The following is a 22684-nucleotide window of genomic DNA, read 5'->3' as shown; positions in this document are numbered from 1 at the left end:
GGGCGACGGGAGCCCGCTTTTGAAACCTCTTGCACTTGCTGTCCCCGGCCGGCTCCGCGCCAGTCTTGGACGGGTTACTAAGAGAGCGAGTCTCCCGCGCCGGCCGTGCCCGGATTCGGAGTGGAATGGTGTCAGCGCGCCGTTTTCGCGCCGCAGAAATCGACGCCGAAGTTTTCCAGGAATCATGAACCGGTGAAAGCCGCACTTAAGTTAAGGCCACAAGCCAGCCCCCCACCCGGGTACGCCTCATGCGCACTCAGCAGCGCAGCGCTTTTCATAGTGTGGCCCAAGCTGCACATTCGCCGGAGCAAATTGCTCCGAGACCCGGACGCCCGCAAGGGTGCGGCCTGAGCAAGCAACACGCCGCTGTCCGGGCTTTACAACCAGCCCGATTACGCTCCTGATGTTATTGACGGTACTTCCTGACAGGGCAGTCCGTGGCGTCGGGCTTTCAACGGAGAAGTGAAATGTTCGTGCACAACAAACGGCTTCAATATACCGTCCGTGTGGCAGCGCCGAATCCCGGCCTCGCCAATCTGTTGCTGGAACAATTCGGCGGTCCGCAAGGAGAACTGGCTGCCGCTTGCAGGTATTTCACACAAGCAGTCGGCGAAGACGACCCGGGCCGCAAGGATTTATTGTTTGACATCGCCACCGAAGAATTGAGCCACCTCGAAATCATCGGCTCTATCGTGGCAATGCTAAACAAAGGAGCGAAGGGGCAGTTAGCAGAAGGGGTGGATGCGGAGGCCGAACTCTACCGGTCGCTGACGGGAGGGGGCAACGACTCCCACACGACTGCCCTCCTATACGGAGGCGGCCCGGCCCTCACCAATTCAGCCGGCGTTCCCTGGAGCGCAGCATATATCGACACAATCGGCGAGCCAACGGCGGACCTGCGCTCAAACATCGCCGCAGAGGCGCGGGCCAAGATTGTCTATGAACGCCTGATGAATGTGACCGATGACCCCGGTATCTCTGAGGCGCTTGGATTTCTGATGACCCGGGAGATTGCTCACCAGAAGTCGTTTGAGAAAGCGCTGCATTCGATTCAGCCCAACTTCCCGCAAGGCAAACGTCCTGGGGTGCCGCAATTTACAAATGTCTACTACAACATGTCACAGGGCGATGAATCGCCGCGAGGTCCCTGGAACGAAGGCCCGGGTTGGGAATATGTAGACGCGCCCGAGCCGGCGGTCGACGGTGGCGACGGATTGGCCACGGTGAACGTTTCCGGCGCGGATGTAAAAGTGCTGTCAGCGATGGCTGCACGGACAGCTTCGGACACGACTTCGAACCCAACGACAGGTGCCGACCTCGGTGCCGGCCAGGAAGTGGCAGCGCCGGAAAAGTGACCTTACGGGTAGGCGACGGCGAATTTCGCTGCCGCTTCCCATCTCCGGGGGCAACGGAACGGCCGCGCCTGCAGCGCAGCGAGCGTGCGTGTTAGGCGCGCTCATTCGCACTGGAGGCTTGACGGTCCCGCGCCCTAGGCGCCTCACGTTTCGCGAGCGCCGAACAGTCGCCTGTGGAACTTGAATAGCTATAGACATAACCGGTGCTGGCAGCACGTTCGCCGCGCCATCTACGCGAAGTGGGCCAGCGCGTTATCAGAAGTCTGGCAGAGGCACGGTGGCCTTCCATCGCGTCGGCTCTTCGGTTGGTCTCAATCAAGTCGTAGCAAAGGAAGTCGACTTCGCGGAGCCTAGCTATCTAGCTACGCGTGTTGACGATGAGCGTGCCGCGACGATATGAACTCAAGCACGTGCTTGTTGAACCAACTGGCGCGCTCGTATTGGAGCCAGTGAGCAGCAGGCTCTACCGATGCGCGATTCGTCGGTGAGAGGTCCTTAATCCATTTTTCGCGCGCAGCTAGTTCATGAGTCTGATGAGGGTCTTTCGAGCCCAGGACGAGCCAGACTGGCGCCTGCACCAACTCCACATTCTTTCTAGTGGGATTCGTCCGTGCGATGGGGCGAGTGAGCACCCTTGTCGCCTTGACGTGGTGCGCCGCCAGCGCGGTGAGTTCAGGCGTGACCAGTGCGTGGTCAGACAGCATGATTTTCTTCAGCGAGACCTCTACGCCCTGCTCCATGCCCCGCGTACGGGCGACTTCAGACGCCTCTGCCTGGGCGTCGCTCAGGCGTTGTGCAACGGGTCCCATGCCAGCAGGGTTGACCAGCGTAAGCGTCCTTACTCGCTCAGGTCTCGTCGCCGCCATATAGCTTGAGATGCAGCTCCCGAAGGAAAAGGCAACGAGGTCAAACAGCGCAACCTTCAACGAATCCAGCAAATCAAAGACACGGCCTCCAACTACCTCAAGTGAGAAACCGTCGCTGGGACTTGCCGAAGCACCGAAGCCCGGAAGGTCCGGTGCGATGACTCGCCGATGCATTGCGAGAGACTCGATATTGGCCATCCAGTGATACCAGCCGCCATGACCACCGTGGACAAAGACAATGGGGTTACCGCTGCCAAGGTCGAGATAGCTGATGCTGCCTGCGCTGTCCGTCATCTGCTTCGCGAATCGCGAAAGCCGCTGGAAGTCCGACTCCATCATGATTTCACCGTGCTAGATTCGATTCGCTTGCCATTGGTCTCAGCCATCACAAGGTATGTAACCAGGCTCACTGCGGAACCAACGCAGACATAGATGAGGAAAAACTGTTCTTGGTGACGTGCCTGGAGCCACGTCATTAGGTACGGAGTCGTTCCTCCGAGTACTGCGACAACGAGATTGAACGGCAATCCGATACCTGTGCATTCAACCGCTCCTCAAGATGACGGCGCTCAGCGTCGCGCAACAATCCCCTCACGCTGATGTCCTCATCTATTTGGTCCCAACTCAAGCCCACGGTCGAGCAATGCTGCGAGGTGATGGCTAGCAACAGCACGAACTACAACGAGGCCCTCGGCTGCCAGGTGCTCGCCTGGGACGATGGACGTCGCTTGACCGACTGGGGTTCCCAGATGACTACGCAGACGGGCTACCTTATTGAATACATCGACGCAGACTTGATGTCGCTGCTTGAAGGGGTGGTGACTGAGGATGGCGCACCGGATTGGTGGGATGACAGCTGGACGCGCTACGAGTACTGGGGCACTCGTGGCCAGACCTTCCTTACGCGTGAGGAGCTGCCTGCAGACGACCCACGCAGCCGACACTTCCAAGGCTAACCTACGACTTCAAGCCCCGCTCAACGCGGCGTTCTTTAATGAGCAATGCAGCCTTCTAATGAACGTGGATAAGCACGGAGCTAGGGCTACATGATTAGAAACCGCGTTGAAGTCCGAGAGCAGCTCGCATGGAAGTGAACGTTTGTTTTCACTCCCTGAGCAGGTCGTCTTCAGTCTGAGTGCGAAAGTACTGCGTCCTCGCTGCATCCCGTTCCGCCTTATAGGTGCGGGCCGAATCCTCGTCGATGACGGTCTCGCCGTCTTTACCAACACTTCCCCGCAGTTCGCCGCGTTGATGGAGCAGGAGCACATGTGCTCGACTGACGAATATGAAGCGTGCTACCTCGTCTACCGTCATACCCGACCTCAAATACGGCGCTTCCTGAGATGCGCGACGGCGAGGCAACGCTAACCGCGGTCAGCTCTCGCGCCACACGTGCACCAAGGCGATGGACAAGTAAGTTTTCGTCCAGTTGCACGTTACCAGCCGAGCAAGACCCGCAGCCGTTGTATAAGCCAATCCGTCTCCACAACACTCGTCCATCCCTTGCCTTCAATTGCTCGTCGCATGCGTCGGAGCGTCACATCGCGTGTATTCTCGGGATACTTTGCTGCGTCTTTGAGGGTCTTGGGAACAAGTTGCCGCGCCAAGTCTTCGCAAAGGTCCCATCGCTCATATCGTTCCGGCGCCGTCAGTCCGACGACAATCCTTCCGGCAATCCTCCGCGCGGCGAGTTTTGACTGTGACCCGGACAGCGATGCGGGCGTCGTGTCTCGCGGAAAGTCGTCGGGTATCTGCTCGCTCAGCTTTTCCTCAAGTAGAAGTTGCTCGGCGTCGTACATGAGCGCGCTGACGCAGACATCCTCGTTCAACTGGTCCCAGCGCAACTGCGTGCCAAATGCAGAAACTCGAACTTCACTTCGTTGCTCGGGCGTCGCTGCTAGTACTCGAGGAAGCCATCGCCAAGGGATTCGAAATTCGCGGCCATCTTTTAGAAAGAGTCTGAAATTGTCCTCATTTGCGGTGACTGAGATTGCTATTAGGTCGTTGGGATTTGTCATTCGTCACCACCGCTCATAGTCGACGAAAAGCGCTTGCAGAGATTGCTAACGACGCGCTTAGCGATTTCGACGAGGCTCTCGCGCTTTTCGCGAGCGAACGTTTCCGAGTGCAGCGCAGTTCCTGGTGCGGCGACAATTCGGATTTGAATCAGCTCGCCATCGACAATGATTTGCACGCAAGCCTCTGGTGTCAACATGGAAGCGCCTGCCACTTGCCTCGCAACAAAAAGGGTAAATTTTCGGATGTCTGGATTTGGACCTAACGGCCATTCATTCCCATCGGCGTGCAGCGCTTCCGAGGCGCGCTGCCACAATGGACTCCTAGGGTCCGCCTCGGCTGCCGCCGTATAGAGTGGTTCCGCGTCCGTTGGTTCTTCTTCGTGTTCTCCCACATACATCCTGACCACAGTGCGTGACCATTCCGCCGCCCACGCTACGGCCGCTTGCCGTAGACGCTTGAAATCAACGTCGTCGCCAAGCATTTGCAGCGGACTTCGATTGCCTAAGCTCCCCCGCGGCGCAGAGAGAAAATCGAGACGCGACTCCGGCGGCGCAGGTGCGATAATCCGGCAAATCTCCTGCAATCGCTTGCGGTCAAGTGCTGGGTCTGCGAGCAATGCGGGGTAGTACGTCACGTTGTCGACCGCCATCGAGAAGACCCTTCCGTCCGCTAGCATTTTGCCCACACGCCGCTGAGTTAAGCCGAGGCGTTGGCGGAAATCGGCTTCCGAAATCAGTTCACCGTCTGCAACCAAATCCCGCCGCGCAGTTAAGGCTTGCTGCCAAAAACGCTCTCGCAAGATTTCGCGCCCGACGTCTTCGCTAGCCTCGAGGTAGGCGTCGCGAACAATTTGCTCTATGCGCTCAATCACGTGGTCAGGCAGCCGCTGAAACTTAACGCGGTCTGTCGCCGGTAGTCGGAATTCACTAGCTGCGATTTTGCGCACAAGCGATGATGCGACGAATTGGGGGACATCGAACTCAGCGTCGATGCGTCGCATCGCAATGTCCCAACTGCTTTCAACCATGTGCTACTCCAGAAGACAAAACAGGGGCATCTCTCGTACGTTCAAGGTTGCCTCTCCTCACGCTGGCGCGTGCCGCTGCGCTCGTAAGTGATAATCCTGGTACCCAACGAAATTCGCCGCTTAATACGACGGCGCCCCGTATCCACTATTGCAAGCATTGGTACCTGGGTGGTTTTGTCTGCGTTGTACTCGCGGGCCAGCTTGCCATGAGCGACGTCAATTTTTAACTTGCGAAACACTTCCGCCGCTATTTCCTCGAACGTAGCGGCCGGCGCAAGCTCACGCGTAAATTTATTGAGCCGCGTTTTGGCGTAAATTCCCACTCCGATTCGCACCAGCCTTTTGGTCTTAACTAGGCTGGATAGAACGCGACTTAGTTGCGCGGGACTGCCAAGGGCCGCAAGCTCCGAACGGAGAATCACAACGCTGTGCCGCCTAGCAATTGAGCGCAGCACGCGGTCTTCCAGTTTCATGGCGAACTTTTCCCAGCGCGTATCGCTGACCGGCCACCGCACCTAGCGTTGGCAACGCTCTTCATACTCGCATCTAGAGCGGAGTTGCTTCGTCTGCTGCGAGCAGCACGACTAGGACTCTTTCGTAGGTGACGTTCTCGCAGTCAGTGCGAAGCTCGCGATGTGGCTCGCCCATGTACAAAAATTCGTATGGACGTCCTTTATCGACACCTTGCTCTCGAGTCCAACTGGCGCCGTTCGACGAGATAAATTTGACCTCCTGGGCGTCCGGCTCCTTATCGCCAGGCGCCACAAACAGAACCGTGGCGCTTGGGTCGGCATTGCGCAGGAAATCCATCAATTCGGCTACCTTCATGACGCGAGGTTTCCTCCTCAAACTTCAACTGGAGCTGCTGGTCCGCGACGAGAGAAGAACGAAATCGTCGCTGTGTTAATTTGCTCCGCAAGACGACAAGCATCATCCATGGATACCGATGGCACAAAAGGCGATGTGCTGTTGGCCCACTCGCTCAACTGCTCTACAACCTCGCGCTCCAACGACGACGCATTTAATGCGGTCAAGCCAGCGTCGACCACATCAGCACTCGGATGCGTCAGTCCATCCAGGCAGATTCCATGCGACTCGGCAAGCTCGCAACAGCAGAGATAGACGGACTCAAAGACGCATCTGAATCGCGAATGTGCTGACAATCCAGAGTCGTGCGCGTCCCGCAGATACAGCGCACTGTGGTCAAGCCGCGGACGGCTGGCGTTCTGCTCGCTCATCTCGTTCTCTTTCGCCGTCTTGGCTGGGCTAGCTCGGCAGGTACGCCCGAAAGCCGCAACTCGCGCGGCGCCGATGCCGCAGCGAGGATGAAAACCAATGCATCGCGCTGCTTCGCTGACTTCCCGGTAGGTGCATGCAGTAACGTGTCCAGGAAGGTTTTGCAGAACAGCTTTTTGATGCGTTGTTTGAAGTGGTTGGTACCTTGCTGACTGAACTCACGTCGATATTGCTTGCAGTGTCTTAGGAACCGACGCCGAAAATCCTTGGAAACATCCGCGAGCGCAAAATCAAGCGTTCGGTCGGTCTCGGTGCCTACACGTAGAGGCTTCTTGCGGGTCCGCTTCATCGTCGGTCTCCATGTGCGGACGCCCGGGCGCTGTTAGGTCGCTGCGCCATTGCGTGATGACTCGGCACTGCTGCGAAGAATGTGGGCATACCGCGCTTTGAGTCCGTCCCACTCTGCTAGAACCTGCCCCTTAAAAAACGGACTCCCGTTGGTCAAGCTCGCATACTCGTCGGCTGCAAGTCCGTTGAGTAGCGCCTGTGCCTCCTGCACAACGGTTCGCGCTTCAAGCGGATGCAGACCTGTATGCACTATCAGTTGCAGCTCCATCTTCTCGTCAAGGTCGTCCCACTGCTGAATGTGAGTTTCGGCGTAGTCGCTCACGCACTTGCGAACAAGCCATTTGAGCAAATCAGCACGCCACTCCACTTCGCCGGGAAGCACTTGGGCCGGTAGGTCAATTTTTTCACCTTCGAGCTCCACGGTGACGGGCGCACCGATGCGTGTGAGGGCCGCGCGCGTAGTTGCGGGCACGTAGTGCACATGGACTATTTCCAACTCACTTCTCCTACCGTTTGGCAAAGAGACTTCGGGTACCCGAGCGGCGTCAGCTCAAATTTGGAAGCGGCGTCCCGCGGAAGCCTGTGAAGAACATCGTTTCAAGGCCAAGTGTAGATGCAAACAATGTAGATGTAAACTCTGTAGACTTAAACTGTGTCGATGCTTAGGCTGTAGATACATTCGATGCGTTGGGCGATGCTTCAGCCATATGAAAGAAGAGCTGAAGCCTATGCAGGCCCAACTACGGAGCCGGCTTTCGAAAAATCTAAAGCGACTACGGGCCACGCAAAAAATCTCGCAGGAGGCGTTGGCCGACCTAGCGGGATTGCATCGCACCTACGTTAGCCAAGTTGAGCGGATGATTACGAATATCTCCCTAGACAACATTGGGCAGCTAGCCGGCGCCCTTAACGTGGACGCAGCTGAGTTGCTGGCAAAAATTGAGGGAGAAGACGAGCCTGTCGTGGCTCAAAAGCGGCCCGTCAAAAAAGCTCGGCGCGCATCATCTAAAATTTGACCGACTCGCTCGAGTTCTCGGCGAGCCATGATTCAACGACATCCTGTCGCCAACGGAATAGTTCACGGTCGTAGACGGCGGCGCGTGGTGGCAGCAGCCAAGGACGGTGTTTTGCTCGCAGGATGATTGTGCGCAGCGAGAGGCCGAGAAGGTCGGCGAGTTCACTGGCGTCAAGGTAATGGGATGGTGAAGAAACGAGCGCGGATTTCAGCCAGCCTGTAGCGCAATAGTTTTAGATACTGTATTTAGCTGCAACCAAATCTGTCGCCCCGCCATTGCAGAGTTGACTCGTCGCGCGCGGCGTGGCTATCGAGCAGGTAAACACTGTGCTCGAACTCATGGGGACCGCCTACGTAGGGGCAGAGGCGTCAAACACAAGGAAACGCGTCGAATCGTTGCTGGCAAATCCGAGCCGGATAAAGACCCCGGCTACACCAGCGGAACTCGCGTTGACCGGCATCGCAACCAGCGTTTCCTTGGCGAACGTTCCGGACGCCATTCGGTGTGTTGAGAACGAGACTGGCGTGACGACCGCGCGACCAGAACTGGTCCACTGCGTCAAATCGGCATTTCGACTGTGTTCAGAGAATCCGACACTGTAGCTTGACGACGCAACCTTTCAGGTTGCAGGCGCCGTACCATTCGAGCCTCGCATTTCTGTTCCAAACCCACAGACCTTAAAGACCCAAAAAAAATAAATCCTCACAGGCAAGGCCCAGCGTTCGATTGGTTCTCAACCGGGCCTTGAGAATCACCAAGGACGAGTTCCGGTCAGAGGGCTACGAGTTGGCCTTCGATGGGGTCTTGTGAGGGATGCTGCTTGACGGCATGTCGTTTTGCTCGCTGAGCGAAACATTCGTTGAAAATCGCTCTTCGCAAAAGATTGGACCGCCAGACTCGCAGTTGTCTCGAGCACCCTGATTGGTTGCGTCAAGGGACTCTTCCCTGACCTGCATGACGCTGCCAAAGTGTGGCCAAGTATGGACATTGGGACCCGACGATAGACCAAGAAAAGACGCAGAAGGATGGACGCGTCAATATCCATAAAAAACTCATTTAAATCATGGCATTAGCGACATGCCCACACAGCTTCAACTTCGGGGTGGCTCGCGAGTATCGGCGTGCCGCTGGTAGCGATGCCGATTCTCAGCCAGTTCATGCCGATCAAGGAGGCCGTTCTACTACTGTCGATGCCGATCATTCTCGGCAATATTCCACAGGCACTGGAAGGCGGCGACATGCTGCCGACGGTCCGGCGCATTGCCGCGCCCTTGATCGGTACGGTGATCGGCAACATCGTCGGCGTGAGCGTACTGATTTCGCTTGCGCCCCATCGCGCGCAGGCTGCTGCTGGCGTATTACTGATCGTTGCTGCGCTGCTCCTGTTGCTTTCGCCGCGGCTCACGCTGTCGCCGAGATGGGCGAAACCGGCGGGCTTCGTACTGGGATTCGGGGCGGCGGTGATGGAGAGCATCGCTTCGGTGCCCGGGCCTTTGCTGGCGATGTATCTGATCGCCACGGGCGCGACGGGAAAAGTCTTTACCAAGCAGATCGCAATTATTCTGGTGGTGTCGATCATCACGCTGGTTGCCACGTTTAGCGGCGGTGCGCATGCCAGCTGGAGCGATCTGGTCATTTCGGTGTGCGCGAGTGTGCCGGTGATCGCGGGAATACTGTTGGTACGGCCGCTTAGAGACAGATTGCCGCCGGGGGCGTTTCGCGTTCTGGTTCTGGTGTTCGTTCTGGCAGCCGCTGCGCAAATGGTCTGGAAATCCGGGGTTTTGTAGGGGTGTGGGCTGTGCGGGCCAGCCGTGGAACGCGCATTGCTACTCATTGCTCATAGCAATCCACCGGAGAGCCATCGTGGCCAACATGCCCAATCCCCCGAACGAGCACGAAAACAAGCCGGATGAAGACCCCGGCAGCCCGCCTACCGAGGTCTCCAAGCCTATTGGCGACGCCATCCCTACCCCGGTCGAACCGGGTCTCGATCAGCCTCTGCCGCAAAAGGGCGACACGCCACCACCTAAGAAATGACGTTCCCGCTCTCGTGGCGGCAAAACGGAACAAGCGCGGATCAAGCGGCAGCCGGCTCGTGGACGATCTTCAGCGCGCTCTTGTGCTCCTTGATCAGCCGGTAAACCGCTTCGCCCGGAACCGTCTCCCGCTCGAGCAGTTCGTCGGCAATGGCTCGCAGAACGGGCTCATAAGCGTGCAGCAGCCCATAGCACAACTCGTTCAACTCCTTGAGCAGCACGTTGGCGTGCTCGATGGCGCTCTTCATTTGCAGGCCCGCGTACTGCGACGGCAGCGCCGCGAGACTGAACAGATCGCCATCGCGGTTGAAGCCGAACTTCGACACCATGTCGAGGCTGATGCGCGACGCTTCCTGCAGATCCGACGCGGCGCCGCTCGACGCTTCGGAGAACGTGAGAATTTCGGCGTTGCGACCGCCGAGCAGGACCTGAATCTCGTTGCGGATCTCGGTCTCGCGGTACAGGTGCCTGTCTTGCGCCTTGGTGATGAGCGCCACACCCAATGCGCCGCCACGCGGCAAGATCGTGACCTCTTCCAGCACACCGGTGCCGAGCAGCGCGGCGACGAGACCGTGTCCCGCTTCGTGCACCGCGATACGCGTACGCTCGTCTTCGCTCAGTGCCCGCTCTGCCCCACTCACGTCGCCGATGCGCGCAATCTTGATCGCTTCCATGAAATGCTTCGCGGCGATTTCCGTCTCGCCGGTCTTGCGCGCGACCAGTCCCGCCTGATTCACGACCATCGCGACCGTTGCCGGAGAGAGGCCGGTGGTCAGGCGAGCGAGTTGGTCGTAGTCGATGTCTGCAGCCTTCGACTTCAGTTTCTCCGCATAGAAACGGAAAATTTTCGCGCGGTCTTCGCGATCGGGCAAACGGACCTGCACCGTGCGATCGAAACGGCCCGGCCGGCGCAACGCCTCGTCCAGATTGTCGGGATGGTTCGTGGCCGCGACGATGATGACGCCTTCATTCGAAGCGAAGCCATCCATTTCCGCCAGCAACTGGTTGATGATGCGATTGCTCTCGGCTTCGACGGGACCGCCGCCGGTATCCGTGCGCTTCGCGAGGCCGTCGGCTTCGTCGATGAAGATGACCGTGGGGGCATTCTTGCGCGCGAGTTCGAACAGGTGTTTGACCTTCTGGATACCGACACCGTAGTACTTCGCACTGAAGTAGCTGCCAGTGATCGAAATGAAGTTCGCGCCGCATTCACCGGCGAGCGCCTGGGCGAGCCGCGTCTTGCCGACGCCAGGGCCGCCGACCATCAGAATGCCGCAAGGTGCGCGCACGCCCATCGACGTGAACTGCTTCGGATCGGACAGATAGCCGCGGATATCCGCGAGCGCCGCCTTCGCTTCACCCGCGCCGATCACGTCGTCGAAACGCAGCGTAGGCGCCCTGCTGAGAAGCGACGCGCCGCCTCTCATCTCGCGGCGCATGAACCACACCATGCCGCCGATCAGCAACAGCGGCAACAGCAAGCTGATTGCGTCGCGCACCTGATTGAACACCGGCACCCAGCGCGACGCGCCGATGCGAATGTCGGCGTCGGGCAGCCAGACGAGCTGATAGGATGCGGCCCGGTCAGCTTTGGGTTCGCCGAGCAGCAGTGCGTGCGAAAACGTCGCGTTATGGTCGGTGACGAAGTATTTCGCGCCGTCGCGCTTCGACACGAGAATCGCGTTGGGGCTCACGCCGATCGCGGCCACGTTGACGTCGTGAATATCACGCAGCATTTGCGATGCGTCTTTCTCTTCATGCGTCCATACCGAGGGATCGTGACGCATCTGATTCGCGATGCCGGTAAGCGCCGGGGTTGTCTGCGCGTCGCGCTGCTGGTAAAGCCAGCCGCTCAGTGCGAGCAATGCCGCGATGAATACAGCACTGACCCCAATGGCGATCTTGCGTGCGCGTCTTTTCCCAAACGAGTTCTTTCCCGGCTTCATGAGTCACTTCCAAAAACGGGCCAAAGGGGGCCCCAATACGGGTCAAATACAGGTGGTATCGGTGGGTAGTCCGGCGATTCGTATCGTCGAATTTGGGGGAGCGATCGCGCCTTGAAAGCGACGACCTGTTGTTCCGGCGCACAGTTTATCAGCGCTATATTCACTGCGTATTCTGCATACCTGAAAGTAACCGCGCCCTATTAAAAAGCGGTCAATGTCGCAGTAAATCGCGGAATATTAAAGGTGCCCATCCAGACAGGCTGGCGGCTATATAGGCAGGTGTTGGGTTTGACACAGGGGTGAGCCGAGCGAGCGCCCGGCGAGGACGACACTTTCGTGGCGATCCCCAGCCGGTTGCTCGGCCAAGTCCGGAGGTCTCTGTTAAAACACCCCCAAACGTCCGATGGGCAAGACACCCAACGGTTTCACAACTGAGCGGCGAACCTCTGTGGGCCCGTCCGCCTCATTACCGCACTCTCAGGTCCTTCTTTTTTATTGCCGGTACCTTGTGGCACCGATCTTCTCTCCTGCAACTACCCCCGATCCTCGCAACCTTTCCCTTCTGCAAATCCGGACTCAGGCAGCGGTGCGCCGCCTCAGCTTCGTCTGCGCTTCACTCCCGAGACGGTCGAGAAGCTTGATGACACGTTTGCGCTGGCTGGCAATCAACTCGTGAGTCTCTTCCAGCGCGCGAATGCGCTTTTCCCAGTACTCATGGTCTAGCGGGACCAGCACGCCAACCGCGTCGCCGCGTGTGACGTACTGAACCATGTTCTCAAGATGCTCCAGTTGGCTATCCACCAGACTGGACGGACGCCGCCCGCCGCGCTGGGCGGTCGGTTGCCTGTTCGTGCCGCTCATCTTTCGATACCCCGTAAATTGGCCGCCTGCAAAGCCTGGGCCTCGCACCCATTGCGCCGCAAATGCCAATCGGCGCGCTTTCTGCGTGCTTTGCGTTTTCCAGCGCGGGGCCTGTTATAAACGGATTGGCGGCGCCGTCGATGAAACCGATCTGCATCTAATCATCCGACGATACCGCAGGTTTTTTGTTAGGCTTTACCATCCGTCTCAATATTCGACGACGGCGTGTTAAATATCTGGTTACCGCGGCTACTCGCCAGAACCACACGCCTCGTTCGCAGCAACCGATCCATGAACCAGCGCACCTTACCGCCGCACCTGGCTGCTGCCGCCGCAGCCGAATCGCGCTCCGCCATTTCTACGAGCAGCTTCAGCACGCACGCGCTCACAGCCAACGAACAATTTCTGGCCTGGCGCCAGCGCGTGGGGCACGTGGTCGACGTGCCACCGTCGAAGGAACAGGTTGCCGGCGGATTTCGCGGCGAGATCGATCTTTATGCGGTCGGCGGTATGGTGTTTACGGACTGCAGCACGGACGCGATGTTGCTGGAACGATCGGTCGCGCGGGTCTCCACGGACTCGCGGCGCGATTACGCCTTTCAACTGTTCGTGGAAGGCGAGGTCGGCCACGTGACGGGCATGCGCAAGAAACGCAGCGAGCAGGGCTCGGTGCAGGGTATCGTCGCGTTCGACCTGAATCAGCCGTTTCGGGCCGAGCGGCCCGAATGCCGGCTTCTGAGCCTGTTCGTACCCGCTGCGATCGTGGATGAGGAACTGCGCGACGCCACAGCGATTCACGGCCGCGTCGTCCAGCAGGGTGCGCCGCTGACCGGTCTCGCGCTGGACCATCTGACGGCAGTCGCCCGGGAAATCCCTACGCTCGACCCGGCCAGCGCGGCGGAGGCATTACATGCCGGCGCCCAACTGCTGATCGCCGCCTTCCGCAAGGAGACGCGACTGACCGGCGCGAGCCGGGCGGCGATGCAGGCAGCCGTGATGGGACAGGTGCGGCGCTACGTCGAAGCCAACCTGCACCAGGGCGACCTCACACCGACCAGCGTGGTTCAGGCGTTACAACTGAAACGCGCCACCATCTATCGCTGGTTCGAGCACGACGGCGGGCTCGGCGCCTACATCCGCAATCGCCGCTTGCGGGAAGCGGCGGACGAACTGGTTCGTTTCCCCCATCTTCAGGTGACGGAAATCGCGTATGGACTCGGCTTTCAGAGCGCGTCCGATTTCACTCGCGCGTTTCGCCGTGCCTTCGACATGAGCCCGCAGGACATGCGGGCGCGCGCCTTGGACCTGCAGCACCGCGGCGCAAAGGAGCGCTGGGGGAGCGTTTAAGCCGGCGGCTGCGAAGCACCGGCAAGGCACGCCTCCGGCGCCTCTGCCTCGGGAAATGCCCTTAACGCTGCAAGCGTAAGCAGGGTCGCGGCCATCAGATACCACGCTGGAACCATCGGATCGCCAGTCCGGCTGATCAGCCACGTCACGAGGAACGGCGAAAATCCGCCGAACAGGACGACGCCGAAGCTGTAAATCATCGCAACTCCCGCCGCGCGCCGATGCGCGGGAAACGCCTCCATCATCAGCACGGAACTCGGGCCGGCATTGTTGACCGCAAGCGCGACGTACCCCGTGATGATGACGAGCGCGGCGACGTCGCCCACGCCGTGGGTCAGCGCCCAGAATGCCGGCCACGCGGCCGCCAGCGACGCTACGAGTGCCGCGTACTGCAACGTCTTGCGGCTCACGAAACGGTCGGCCGCGCGCGCCACGAGCGGCGTCACCACCAGGATCACGAGGCCCGACAGGCAGGCGGTCAAGAGGCTGATTGCCGCCGGCCGATGCAGCGTACGAACCAGGTAGGCCGGCATATAGAAAACGGTGAGGTAGATGCCCACCGACGGCGCCGCCATCATCAGAAGGCCGCAGACGAAGGGACGCGGATATTCCGTGACCATGCGCCTCGGACTGAGCCGCGTACGCGGCAGCGGCGCGGCTACCGGCATGCGGCGACGCAGGTACCAGCCGACCGGTCCGATCAGCCCGCCCAGCACGAACGGAATGCGCCATCCCCAGTCATGCATGGCGGGAGGCGACAGCAGCGCCGTCGTGCACGCCCCGACCAGCGCGGCGGCGAAGGCGGCCGCGCCCTGGCTCGCGCCGCGCCAGCTCACCATGAAACACCGGTGCCGGTAGGCGACCGATTCCATCAGCGAAGCCGACGCCGGCCCGATCTCACCTCCAGCGGCGAGCCCCTGCAGCAGGCGCGCGAGCACCATCAATACCGCCGCGGCCGGACCGATCGACGCATAGCCCGGCAGGCACGCGATCAGCCACGTGCCAAGGGTCATCAGCGTGAGCGATACCGTGAGGCCGGCTTTGCGGCCACGGCTATCGGCAATGTGGCCGATCATGATCGCGCCGAGCGGGCGCATCACGAAGCCCGCGCCGAAGGTGGCGAGCGAGAGCAGCAGCGACGACGCGGGATTGCTCGATGGAAAGAACAGGTTACCGATGATGACTGCGGAAAAGCTGTAGACGGTGAAGTCGTACGCCACGAAGCCGTTGCCGATAACAATTGCCGTGACGATACGCCTGAGTTCGGCGCGGGACGGTTGGGCCGCTTTGCGGGCAGCAGTTTGCATGGATTGCGGTCGACGGGGGAAGCGTCGAGGTGTTCAGGAGGTGGACCGAATGGCGGTGAAGCCTTTTTTAACGGCGCAAAAAGACGCAACTTTACACTGCGCGCGCAGATGTCCCTTCGCTTACCTCGTCAGCGGGTGGTGTCATTGTCGGATGCAGCGAAAGCATCTGACCGCACTGCTACACTTGCGAACCGCTAACTTCCCGAAGAATCCTCGCTGCCGTCGTCAGGCACATTCTTCGGCTGACACACTCCGCACGTCATGCTTCGATTCGAAAACCTCAGCAAACGCTATAGCGAACGCATCATCTTTCAGGGGCTGCATTGCGACACGGCTGCAGGATGCGTGGCGCTCAACGATGAATCCGGCAGCGGCAAGTCGACGTTGCTGGGCATCCTCGCCGGCACGATCGAGCCCGACGCCGGCGAAGTGTGGCTCGGCGGCCATTCGCTGCGCACCGCGCCGCGCGAGGCCAAATCCGTACTCACGTACGTGCCCGAAGACTGCATGACGTATCCGGAGCAGACCGGTCGTGAGTATCTGGCGCGTGTGGCGTCGGAGAGAAAGACAACGGTCGACAGTCACACGCTCGATCTGGCCCATCGCTTCGGACTCGATCCGCATCTCGACAAGCGCTTCGAGCAAATGTCGTTTGGCACGCGCAAGAAATTCTTCCTGACCGGGGCCGTAATCGGCGAGACCAAAGTCGTGATCGCGGATGAACCGGTCGGCGGACTCGACGCCTCGGCGCGCGGGGTTCTGGTCGATCTGTTTAAAACGCTGGCCGAAACCCGCACGGTCTTTTTCTCGAGCTACGACACGGCTTTTACGCAAGCATGCGAGGCGAGAACCGTCGGTTTTGCGGACCTGGGTATGCGCGGCTAGAAAGTTTCCGCACGTTGTTGGCGAGTTAACGCGCCGCACCTTCAAGCCTCACTGATAGCTCATCGTGAAGGTGGCAAGCCCCTTCACCGTACCCGGCCCTACCGTGCCGGTGGAGATGTACTGCGCGGTCAACGGAACGCGAGTCGTGCTCGACGATGCACCGACCAGCCATTGGTTCCGATTGCCCGCCACCGCCGAATCCGGCCCGTAGCTGACTGCCGTTCCACCGCTATTAAGCACGCGTAACGCGACACCCGTCGCGGTCGACCCGCTCGCCAGCGTCAGATTGCTGGTCGTATTGCCCGGAGTGGTCGCGTCGGTCAACGTCACATAGACATTCGCGCCGGCCTGACACGATAGTCCGATGCTGAGGTTCGTGTTGCCGACTGTCGTTCCGACGGGGCTCAATGCGCTGGCATTGACGGTAGGCAGCGTGACACTCACCGAAGGCGTGGTCACCGTGCACGTCGTCGCGACGATCGAGGTGTTGTTGACCGAGATCGTCACGAGAGCCGGCGACGTTATATTCACGGGAATATTGTGGCTGACCAGCGTGAGCACCTGCGGGATGTTCACCGCGCCACCCGTCGTCACTTGTGCAGCCGTTTTGACCAGTTGGTAGGTGAACGTAAAGCTGCCCTGGAACGCCGCCGTCGTCGTGATCGGTGCGCCGAAATCGCCCCACTTGCCGACTGCCAGTGAGGACAAAGTCGTGTTGCCGTAGGTCACGTCCACGACCTTGATGCCGATGCCCGCGATACCGGTGTTCCACACGCCCGTTACCGCGCTGCTCGTCAGTTGCGGATAGTACTGGATATACCAGCCGTTGTTGTACGGCGGCACCGTACCGGGATTCGATGGGCAGTTAACAGAAACGGTCGACGACTGCACCGGCCCAATTGCCGTGCCGACCGGCGTGTCGCGCGGCACGGTGAGCGTGCCGAAGCTGATCGCCGCCGAGCCGGTAATCGTGCATTGCAGCGCTGCGTGAGCGGGTACGCTGGCGATCAGGCCGGCACAACCCGCAGCGACTAGCATCAGGATGCCGAAGCATTTCCGTGCGGCTCTGAATGGGAGAGACTTCTTCATTGCGTATTTCCTCCAGCAGACGAGCCCGCCGCTGCCTGGTTCGTCATGCCGCCCGCCGCACCACACACGGCATCGATATGCGCATACGCGCCGCGATCTTCGCCCTTCGGCGGCAAGTGATAACCGAAGGCACACTGCTCATCGGCCGCATCGCCCCACTTCACGGTGAGCGCACCCTCATCGGCCACGCCGCGCACGAAGATGCGGCTGTTCTGGCCGATCGCGCCAACACCCTGCCCCTTCGCGTCGTACACCGTCGCGCCGAATGGCAACGGTGCGCCGTTCGGTAAGCGAGCCGAGATCACCGCCGCTCTGCCGGTCACCGTGCCGAAGTGAATCATCACCACCGAGTTGGCACGCGGCGCCACCTGCTGGCTGGTCGACTTGAATTCGACGTCGAGCGGGATTCCCTTCGGATCGATTTCGACCGTGTTCAGGCTGTACGGCGTCAGATACGGAATCACTGCATAACCGAAGTTGTCGATGCGCACGCCGGACGAATTGGTGATGCGGGCACCCTTCGCGTCTTTCGCCTCGACCACACCGATCGTGTCGCCCAGGTCGTTCGCGAAGGTCACGCCGCCCGGATGCGCAACGATCGCGCCGGTCACGCCGGCCGACACTTGCGAGAAGCCGGAGCCGCCGCTTGCGCTCGCCGCCAGCGTCGCGTACGGGCTGCGGTACTGGCCGTTCACGCCGCCTGCACTCGAGCCCGGTGCATGGTTCGCCGTCACGCCATAGGTAAATTCGTTGTCCACGCCGGCGGAGCCGTTCAGCATCGCCTGCTCGGACGACCCGCTCTGACTGTTGTGCGTGAAGCTGGTCGACAGGGTCGGCGCATGCTGGCCCGTGCCGAGCGGAATCGAGACGCTTGCGAAGATCTGGTTGTTCATCTGGCCGGTCAGGCCGTCGCGTTGTCTCGACAGCGACACGTTGTAGCTGAAGTTGGTGCCGAGCGCGCGCAGCACGTTGTTGTAACCGATCTGGAATTGCGTGGTGGTGCCGCTGCGATTCCAGTAGTCGAGCGTCGAGCCGACCACGTAGGCATTGCCCCAGCCGTTGCCGAAGCTCTGGTTCATCGTCAGTTGGACCTGATTGCGTTGGCGATCCACCGAACTCGGGTCCTGCCCCGCGGCAACCGCGCTGCGCGCCAGCATGGCGTCGCGCAACGCCCAGAAACCGCTCGACGAATAGCGATAAGCGGCGACGGTGAAGTTCGTGTTGGTGGCCGGCACCAGCTTGCTGTAGCTAATTCGCACGCTCTGGCCGGTGGTATTGGTCACGCCGCGAATGTTGGCGCGGGCCTCGGTTACGTCTAGTGCGACCGCACCCAACGGCGTGTTGACCGCCGCGCCGAGCAGCCCGGCGAGATAGCCGTCCGCAACGATCGTCCCCGCGTAGCCGGTGATGACGTTGTTGAAACCGTGCTGCACCGTCCCCTGAAGGAGGTTGTCGTGCTGATTGACCTGCGCATCGCGAAGCTGGCCCGCGGCGACATTGAAACGGGTGATGCCCGGACGCAGCAATTGCGCGACCGACGCATAGGGCACGGAGAAACTATGCTGACTGCCGTCGGCTTCCGTGACCGTGACGAGCAGGTTGCCGCCGTAACCGGTGGCGTACAGATCGTTGATTTCGAATGCGCCCGGTGCGACGGTTGTCTCGTACAGCTTGTTGCCGTTCTGCGTGACGCTCACGCGCGCATTGGTCATCGCCACGCCGCGAATCAGCGGTGCATAGCCGCGCAGCGAGTCGGGCAACATGCGGTCGTCGCTCGCGAGTTCGACGCCGCGAATGCCGATGCTGTCGAACACGGCGCCATCGGTAAAGGCGTCACCGAGCGTCAACTGGCTGCGGATCGACGGCAGATCGTGCTGCACGTAGGTCGCGATGTTCTGATACGTGCGCGGTCCGTTCGATTGCCACGTCAGCGCGGAATTCTGGCGAAAGTGCCAACTGCCGACGTTGACGCCGCTATTCAGGCCGAGATAGGTCTGCGTATTTGACAACCCCGCGGAGCCCGAACCCGTCACGCGAAACGAATTCAGGTTGTAGCCCAAGGTGGCCGAGGTCACGCCTTCGTCCCAGAACTCGGGGCTCACATAGCCTTGCGGATTGCGCAGCAGCGCTGCCTGCGGGATGCTCAGGTCGAGCCGCAGATCGGACAGGTCGAAGGATTGCGACGCACCGTCGACGAGATCGGCGACGTTCGCGCACTCGCCCGCCTGGGCTTTTGCGAGTTCGCCGCGGCCCTTATCCGACAGTGCCGAAAAATCCAGGCCGAGGCGCTCGATCAGCGCCTTGCTGAAACACGGCACGGCGTTCCCCGCGCCTTCCCGAGCCACGAAACGCAACGTGTCGTGGCCGACCCAGTTTCCGTTCACGTAGAGATCGACCGTGTACTCGCCGGGCTGCACCGGATTGCCACGCTCGAAACGCGACACGTCGACGCTTTGGCTTTTCGGTTTCATCAGAAATTCGCTGTTGAACTGCACGTCGGCAAGCATCGTGGAGTCGGCGAACGCGGGCGTCGCGCCCCATGCGGCCAGCGCGCCGAGCATCATGGCATGGCTGCGCCTGAGCGCGAACCAGTTTCCGGCTCGCGGCCGCGAAGAATATTCCCGGGTGCGCATGATTACTTGCGGGTCCCGTCACGCAGCGTTTTGCCGGTGACGCCGGCGCCGTAGTCGTTGATAAATGTGTAGTCGACTTGCGCCGGCACGTCGGCGAGCGGTGCAACGTTGCCAATGTCGAAGTCCGCGCTCGCGCCCGGGTCGACCATGCCGCCCTTGTCACTGGTCCAGTTCGTCGTGCCCTCATTGGCGACGATCTTGCTGAACGTCACGTGATAGGGCGTCGGGTTGGTCGCCTCGAGCGCGTAGGCGCCGTAGTCCTTGCGCACAAATTTCCAACTGACTTTCGCGGCCGCTTCGTCCGCATTTCCCGGCAGCCCCGCAGGACGGAAAAACAACTTGATGCGCGAACGGAACGCGAGTTGCAGCGAATTCGGATCGTCCGCTGTGGTGCTGGCGGCTGCGCGCGGCGGCACTTCAAGCACGTTGAGCCAGAACAGGGACTCCTTGTCTTGCGGCAAGGGCTCCTGCGTATAGATCAGGCGCAGGCTCTGCCCTTTCTTCGGATCGAGGCGAAAAAGCGGCGGCGACAGGGTGAACGGCACCTTCGATTCGTCCGGCATCGCGTTCGGATTGCCCGTGTCGAGCCACACCTGAACCAGCGCCGGTGCGTCACCTTCGTTACTGAGCTTGACGGTTACTTCACGCTCTTTTGCCTGATAGATCACGCGCGTGCCGCTGATCACAACACCCGCATGCGCGCTGCTCACCAACCATGACAATGCGAAAACCGTCATCGCCCTTGATAATTTCTTTCGCATTGCCATTTCGTTATCCTGATTGCGTGGCGAACTCGTGGTTCGCTCTGATCTCCTCGACAGCCGGCGCCTCTTGCGGGCGCCGGCCACCGCCCCGTAGCGTCCTGCTTTTACTGGTAGACGATCGAGTACATGACGGTCGTATTGACGGTACCCGCCGTCGACGCGCCATTGGTTGCCACGTATTGCGCGAAGTACTTGAGCGTGGCGGCACCGCTCGCCAGCGCAACGGCCTTCGAGTTCTGCGACGCCTGAGCCGCACCCAGCGTGATCACGCTGCTGTCTCCGTTGAGCAGGCCGATTTCGACATTGGTCGCCGTGCCCGAGGCGTTGATCAGTTGCCCCGTGGTCGTATCGACCGTGGCGCCCGGTTCGAAATAAGTCGACACGTTGCCCGAGTTCGGCGTGCAGTTCGACAGTGCGATGTTGAACGGCGTGCGGCCCGCGGTCGTGCCCGCAGTGGCGAGCGCCGAGGTCGAGACGGTCGGCAGCGTGACGGTGAAGTTCTTGCCGCCGCCGTTACCGCTGATTGTGCAGGTCTGGCTGGTGATCTGGCCGGTGAATGTGATGGTGCCGTCGGCTGCCTGCGAAACGGCCGGCATGGCGGCTGCTGCAGCAATTGCCGCCGTAGCGAGAACGCCTGAGCGCGTGAATTTCATGGTTATCCCCATTGATGAGTAATGCGTCGTATTGAAAGACCGTGTGTGTGGCGGGTTCAGCAATGGCGTTGCGCTCAAACCGACCGCGCCGGGGGCAATTATCGGGACGATGCCAAAAAGGGACAGTCAAGCAGTGTCAAGCTGGACGGGAGAAGTTTGAAGCAGTGTCAAAACGAACGCTTTCTGGAAGTAAGAGCTACTTGCGCGGCCGCTTCTGCTCCTGAAAAGCACGCCTACCCTACCGGCTTTATTCATACGAATGATGCTTAATCGAGCAAAATCTACGTTTAAAACGTGGGTGCAAGTCGATTTTGCTGGAAAGAGCTTCCTGTTGTCCGTTACCGGATAGTCAAATCGACTTAACTAAAGCTCGTTGTCTTCGCTCCCCAGCAGTGATCACGCCTCGGACTGCCTCGACGCATTCAATTGACGCGCGGGCATCGCCGACGACATCTATTCGCGGAGTCCGAAATGAAACGCGCGCTTCTGATGCTTGCGCCGGTCGGCGGGATGCTGGTTGGCGCGGCCCACGCGCAAAGCTCATTGACGATCAGCGGAACAACGTACACGTACTGTGCGGCCGAGGGACAATTCTGTTCGTTCACCGGCACGGCGAACGTCGTTTACGGCACCACGTCGCCTACGCTTCAATACGATATCAATGGCCCGTTCACGGGCGGCGTGCAGTGCTCGACGGGCGCGGTGTCGAGTACGGATCCCGCGTTTGGGTATGGGAAGAGTTGCTGGTACAAAAGCACTTCGGCGCCCACGCCGACGCCTACTCCTACTCCGACTCCAACGCCCACCCCCACCCCTGCTCCGACTCCGAGTCCCTCTGGTGCGTGGACGCAATGCGCTGTCGAGAACGCGCGCTGTTCGTTCAGCGGCAAGATGACCGTGCTCTATGGCGCGAGCACGACTGCCAATAACGTAAGCAAAGTTTTCACCAACGGTGTGACTTGCAGCAATACGGCTTTTGGTACCGACCCGGCGTATGGAGTTTCGAAGTTCTGCTGGATTCCGAAGACACCTGCACCTGCGCCGACACCTACGCCAACACCAACTCCGACACCGACACCGACACCGACACCGACACCGACGCCAACACCGACTCCAACACCAACACCAACTCCGACGCCAACGCCAACACCAACACCAACACCAACACCAACGCCTACACCAACCCCAACACCAACACCAACACCAACACCAACACCCACACCCACACCCACAACCACACCAACGCCCACACCCACCCCCACACCTCCACGCACCACTACACCCACACCCCCCCAA

At 60.2% G+C, this 22684-nt stretch carries 23 protein-coding genes and 1 pseudogene; 8 read left to right on the top strand and 16 right to left on the bottom strand.

The window, feature by feature from the left end:
• The first annotated feature begins 467 nt into the window (after positions 1-467).
• The gene (locus tag FSO04_RS39505) at positions 468-1355 is read left to right on the top strand and encodes a manganese catalase family protein (protein ID WP_154566871.1); all 888 of its coding nucleotides are present in this window, start codon (positions 468-470) and stop codon (positions 1353-1355) included.
• A 362-nt stretch (positions 1356-1717) separates the two neighbouring features.
• Here FSO04_RS39505 and FSO04_RS39500 read toward each other — a convergent pair whose 3' ends face one another.
• Complete coding sequence (locus FSO04_RS39500) at positions 1718-2560, bottom strand: alpha/beta fold hydrolase (protein WP_154566870.1); 843 nt, start codon at positions 2558-2560, stop codon at positions 1718-1720.
• A 317-nt stretch (positions 2561-2877) separates the two neighbouring features.
• Between FSO04_RS39500 and FSO04_RS39495 the strand changes: the two genes are divergently transcribed.
• Positions 2878-3177, top strand: coding sequence for a hypothetical protein (locus tag FSO04_RS39495; protein WP_154566869.1), 300 nt, complete (start codon positions 2878-2880; stop codon positions 3175-3177).
• A gap of 148 nt (positions 3178-3325) precedes the next feature.
• Here the strand turns inward: FSO04_RS39495 and FSO04_RS39490 are convergent, their stop codons facing one another.
• The 8 genes from FSO04_RS39490 to FSO04_RS39455 form a co-directional block, all read right to left on the bottom strand.
• Positions 3326-3535: a hypothetical protein gene (locus FSO04_RS39490; protein WP_154566868.1), complete on the bottom strand. Its 210-nt coding sequence runs from the start codon at positions 3533-3535 to the stop codon at positions 3326-3328.
• 122 nt (positions 3536-3657) lie between these two features.
• The gene (locus FSO04_RS39485) at positions 3658-4239 is read right to left on the bottom strand and encodes a DUF2442 domain-containing protein (RefSeq protein ID WP_154566867.1); all 582 of its coding nucleotides are present in this window, start codon (positions 4237-4239) and stop codon (positions 3658-3660) included.
• Positions 4236-5267, bottom strand: a complete 1032-nt coding sequence (locus FSO04_RS39480) for a hypothetical protein (RefSeq protein ID WP_154566866.1) — start codon at positions 5265-5267, stop codon at positions 4236-4238. Before FSO04_RS39480 ends, FSO04_RS39485 begins: the two co-directional genes overlap by 4 nt.
• A 41-nt stretch (positions 5268-5308) precedes the next feature.
• On the bottom strand, positions 5309-5740 hold the full coding sequence (locus tag FSO04_RS39475; RefSeq protein WP_154566865.1) for a DUF6088 family protein: 432 nt from the start codon (positions 5738-5740) through the stop codon (positions 5309-5311).
• A gap of 73 nt (positions 5741-5813) precedes the next feature.
• Complete coding sequence (locus FSO04_RS39470) at positions 5814-6095, bottom strand: hypothetical protein (protein ID WP_154566864.1); 282 nt, start codon at positions 6093-6095, stop codon at positions 5814-5816.
• A 17-nt stretch (positions 6096-6112) separates the two neighbouring features.
• Positions 6113-6505, bottom strand: coding sequence for a hypothetical protein (locus FSO04_RS39465; protein WP_154566863.1), 393 nt, complete (start codon positions 6503-6505; stop codon positions 6113-6115).
• Positions 6502-6852: a hypothetical protein gene (locus tag FSO04_RS39460; protein WP_154566862.1), complete on the bottom strand. Its 351-nt coding sequence runs from the start codon at positions 6850-6852 to the stop codon at positions 6502-6504. The genes FSO04_RS39465 and FSO04_RS39460 overlap by 4 nt, the downstream gene beginning before the upstream one ends.
• 33 nt (positions 6853-6885) lie before the next feature.
• Positions 6886-7347, bottom strand: a complete 462-nt coding sequence (locus FSO04_RS39455; protein WP_154566861.1) for a hypothetical protein — start codon at positions 7345-7347, stop codon at positions 6886-6888.
• A 211-nt stretch (positions 7348-7558) separates the two neighbouring features.
• Here FSO04_RS39455 and FSO04_RS39450 point away from each other — a divergent pair, with 211 nt between their 5' ends.
• The 3 genes and pseudogenes from FSO04_RS39450 to FSO04_RS39440 all read left to right on the top strand — a co-directional run bounded on the left by FSO04_RS39450 (position 7559) and on the right by FSO04_RS39440 (position 9904).
• A complete protein-coding gene (locus FSO04_RS39450) occupies positions 7559-7867 on the top strand; it encodes a helix-turn-helix domain-containing protein (protein WP_154566860.1) in 309 nt (102 codons plus the stop codon).
• A gap of 1106 nt (positions 7868-8973) precedes the next feature.
• Positions 8974-9654 (top strand): annotated as a pseudogene (locus FSO04_RS39445) (TSUP family transporter); the annotation flags it as partial.
• 76 nt (positions 9655-9730) lie between these two features.
• The gene (locus FSO04_RS39440; protein ID WP_154566859.1) at positions 9731-9904 is read left to right on the top strand and encodes a hypothetical protein; all 174 of its coding nucleotides are present in this window, start codon (positions 9731-9733) and stop codon (positions 9902-9904) included.
• Between the two features lie 40 nt (positions 9905-9944).
• Here the strand turns inward: FSO04_RS39440 and FSO04_RS39435 are convergent, their stop codons facing one another.
• A complete protein-coding gene (locus tag FSO04_RS39435; RefSeq protein ID WP_154566858.1) occupies positions 9945-11849 on the bottom strand; it encodes an AAA family ATPase in 1905 nt (634 codons plus the stop codon).
• Positions 11850-12425: 576 nt separating this feature from the next.
• Entirely contained in the window at positions 12426-12710 is a 285-nt protein-coding gene (locus FSO04_RS39430) for a hypothetical protein (RefSeq protein WP_154566857.1), read from the bottom strand.
• Positions 12711-13001: 291 nt separating this feature from the next.
• On the opposite strand from FSO04_RS39430, the gene FSO04_RS39425 reads away from it, so the two are divergent.
• Entirely contained in the window at positions 13002-14057 is a 1056-nt protein-coding gene (locus FSO04_RS39425) for an AraC family transcriptional regulator (RefSeq protein ID WP_154566856.1), read from the top strand.
• Here FSO04_RS39425 and FSO04_RS39420 read toward each other — a convergent pair.
• Positions 14054-15364, bottom strand: a complete 1311-nt coding sequence (locus tag FSO04_RS39420; RefSeq protein WP_154566855.1) for an MFS transporter — start codon at positions 15362-15364, stop codon at positions 14054-14056. The two genes, FSO04_RS39425 and FSO04_RS39420, sit on opposite strands and share 4 nt — an antisense overlap.
• 261 nt (positions 15365-15625) lie before the next feature.
• Between FSO04_RS39420 and FSO04_RS39415 the strand changes: the two genes are divergently transcribed.
• Positions 15626-16249 carry an ATP-binding cassette domain-containing protein gene (locus tag FSO04_RS39415; RefSeq protein WP_154566854.1) on the top strand — a complete coding sequence of 208 codons (624 nt, stop codon included), beginning with the start codon at positions 15626-15628 and terminating at the stop codon, positions 16247-16249.
• 48 nt (positions 16250-16297) lie between these two features.
• On the opposite strand, the gene FSO04_RS39410 is transcribed toward FSO04_RS39415, so the two are convergent.
• The 4 genes from FSO04_RS39410 to FSO04_RS39395 form a co-directional block, all read right to left on the bottom strand.
• Positions 16298-17338 (bottom strand): fimbrial protein, encoded by a 1041-nt coding sequence (locus FSO04_RS39410; protein WP_154566853.1) that lies wholly within the window; start codon positions 17336-17338, stop codon positions 16298-16300.
• Entirely contained in the window at positions 17335-19971 is a 2637-nt protein-coding gene (locus FSO04_RS39405) for a fimbria/pilus outer membrane usher protein (protein WP_154566852.1), read from the bottom strand. Before FSO04_RS39405 ends, FSO04_RS39410 begins: the two co-directional genes overlap by 4 nt.
• Before the next feature lie 2 nt (positions 19972-19973).
• Entirely contained in the window at positions 19974-20732 is a 759-nt protein-coding gene (locus tag FSO04_RS39400) for a fimbrial biogenesis chaperone (RefSeq protein ID WP_233465177.1), read from the bottom strand.
• Between the two features lie 107 nt (positions 20733-20839).
• On the bottom strand, positions 20840-21388 hold the full coding sequence (locus tag FSO04_RS39395) for a fimbrial protein (RefSeq protein WP_154566850.1): 549 nt from the start codon (positions 21386-21388) through the stop codon (positions 20840-20842).
• Between the two features lie 959 nt (positions 21389-22347).
• Between FSO04_RS39395 and FSO04_RS47185 the strand changes: the two genes are divergently transcribed.
• Positions 22348-22684 (top strand): hypothetical protein (locus FSO04_RS47185; protein ID WP_199203099.1); only part of this gene is annotated, 337 nt, incomplete at its 3' end.

Source organism: Paraburkholderia madseniana, assembly GCF_009690905.1.
Lineage (GTDB): Bacteria > Pseudomonadota > Gammaproteobacteria > Burkholderiales > Burkholderiaceae > Paraburkholderia > Paraburkholderia madseniana.
Note: the sequence above shows the minus strand (reverse complement) of the source record. Positions and strands in the feature narration are given on the sequence as shown.

Bases quoted from the DNA above. Each gene is read 5' to 3' on its own strand.
- FSO04_RS39505 (WP_154566871.1), top strand. From the start codon at position 468: ATGTTCGTGCACAACAAACGGCTTCAATATACCGTCCGTGTGGCAGCG.
- FSO04_RS39500 (WP_154566870.1), bottom strand. From the start codon at position 2,560: ATGATGGAGTCGGACTTCCAGCGGCTTTCGCGATTCGCGAAGCAGATG.
- FSO04_RS39495 (WP_154566869.1), top strand. From the start codon at position 2,878: ATGGCTAGCAACAGCACGAACTACAACGAGGCCCTCGGCTGCCAGGTG.
- FSO04_RS39490 (WP_154566868.1), bottom strand. From the start codon at position 3,535: ATGACGGTAGACGAGGTAGCACGCTTCATATTCGTCAGTCGAGCACAT.
- FSO04_RS39485 (WP_154566867.1), bottom strand. From the start codon at position 4,239: ATGACAAATCCCAACGACCTAATAGCAATCTCAGTCACCGCAAATGAG.
- FSO04_RS39480 (WP_154566866.1), bottom strand. From the start codon at position 5,267: ATGGTTGAAAGCAGTTGGGACATTGCGATGCGACGCATCGACGCTGAG.
- FSO04_RS39475 (WP_154566865.1), bottom strand. From the start codon at position 5,740: ATGAAACTGGAAGACCGCGTGCTGCGCTCAATTGCTAGGCGGCACAGC.
- FSO04_RS39470 (WP_154566864.1), bottom strand. From the start codon at position 6,095: ATGAAGGTAGCCGAATTGATGGATTTCCTGCGCAATGCCGACCCAAGC.
- FSO04_RS39465 (WP_154566863.1), bottom strand. From the start codon at position 6,505: ATGAGCGAGCAGAACGCCAGCCGTCCGCGGCTTGACCACAGTGCGCTG.
- FSO04_RS39460 (WP_154566862.1), bottom strand. From the start codon at position 6,852: ATGAAGCGGACCCGCAAGAAGCCTCTACGTGTAGGCACCGAGACCGAC.
- FSO04_RS39450 (WP_154566860.1), top strand. From the start codon at position 7,559: ATGAAAGAAGAGCTGAAGCCTATGCAGGCCCAACTACGGAGCCGGCTT.
- FSO04_RS39435 (WP_154566858.1), bottom strand. From the start codon at position 11,849: ATGAAGCCGGGAAAGAACTCGTTTGGGAAAAGACGCGCACGCAAGATC.
- FSO04_RS39430 (WP_154566857.1), bottom strand. From the start codon at position 12,710: ATGAGCGGCACGAACAGGCAACCGACCGCCCAGCGCGGCGGGCGGCGT.
- FSO04_RS39425 (WP_154566856.1), top strand. From the start codon at position 13,002: ATGAACCAGCGCACCTTACCGCCGCACCTGGCTGCTGCCGCCGCAGCC.
- FSO04_RS39420 (WP_154566855.1), bottom strand. From the start codon at position 15,364: ATGCAAACTGCTGCCCGCAAAGCGGCCCAACCGTCCCGCGCCGAACTC.
- FSO04_RS39415 (WP_154566854.1), top strand. From the start codon at position 15,626: ATGCTTCGATTCGAAAACCTCAGCAAACGCTATAGCGAACGCATCATC.
- FSO04_RS39410 (WP_154566853.1), bottom strand. From the start codon at position 17,338: ATGAAGAAGTCTCTCCCATTCAGAGCCGCACGGAAATGCTTCGGCATC.
- FSO04_RS39405 (WP_154566852.1), bottom strand. From the start codon at position 19,971: ATGCGCACCCGGGAATATTCTTCGCGGCCGCGAGCCGGAAACTGGTTC.
- FSO04_RS39400 (WP_233465177.1), bottom strand. From the start codon at position 20,732: ATGCGAAAGAAATTATCAAGGGCGATGACGGTTTTCGCATTGTCATGG.
- FSO04_RS39395 (WP_154566850.1), bottom strand. From the start codon at position 21,388: ATGAAATTCACGCGCTCAGGCGTTCTCGCTACGGCGGCAATTGCTGCA.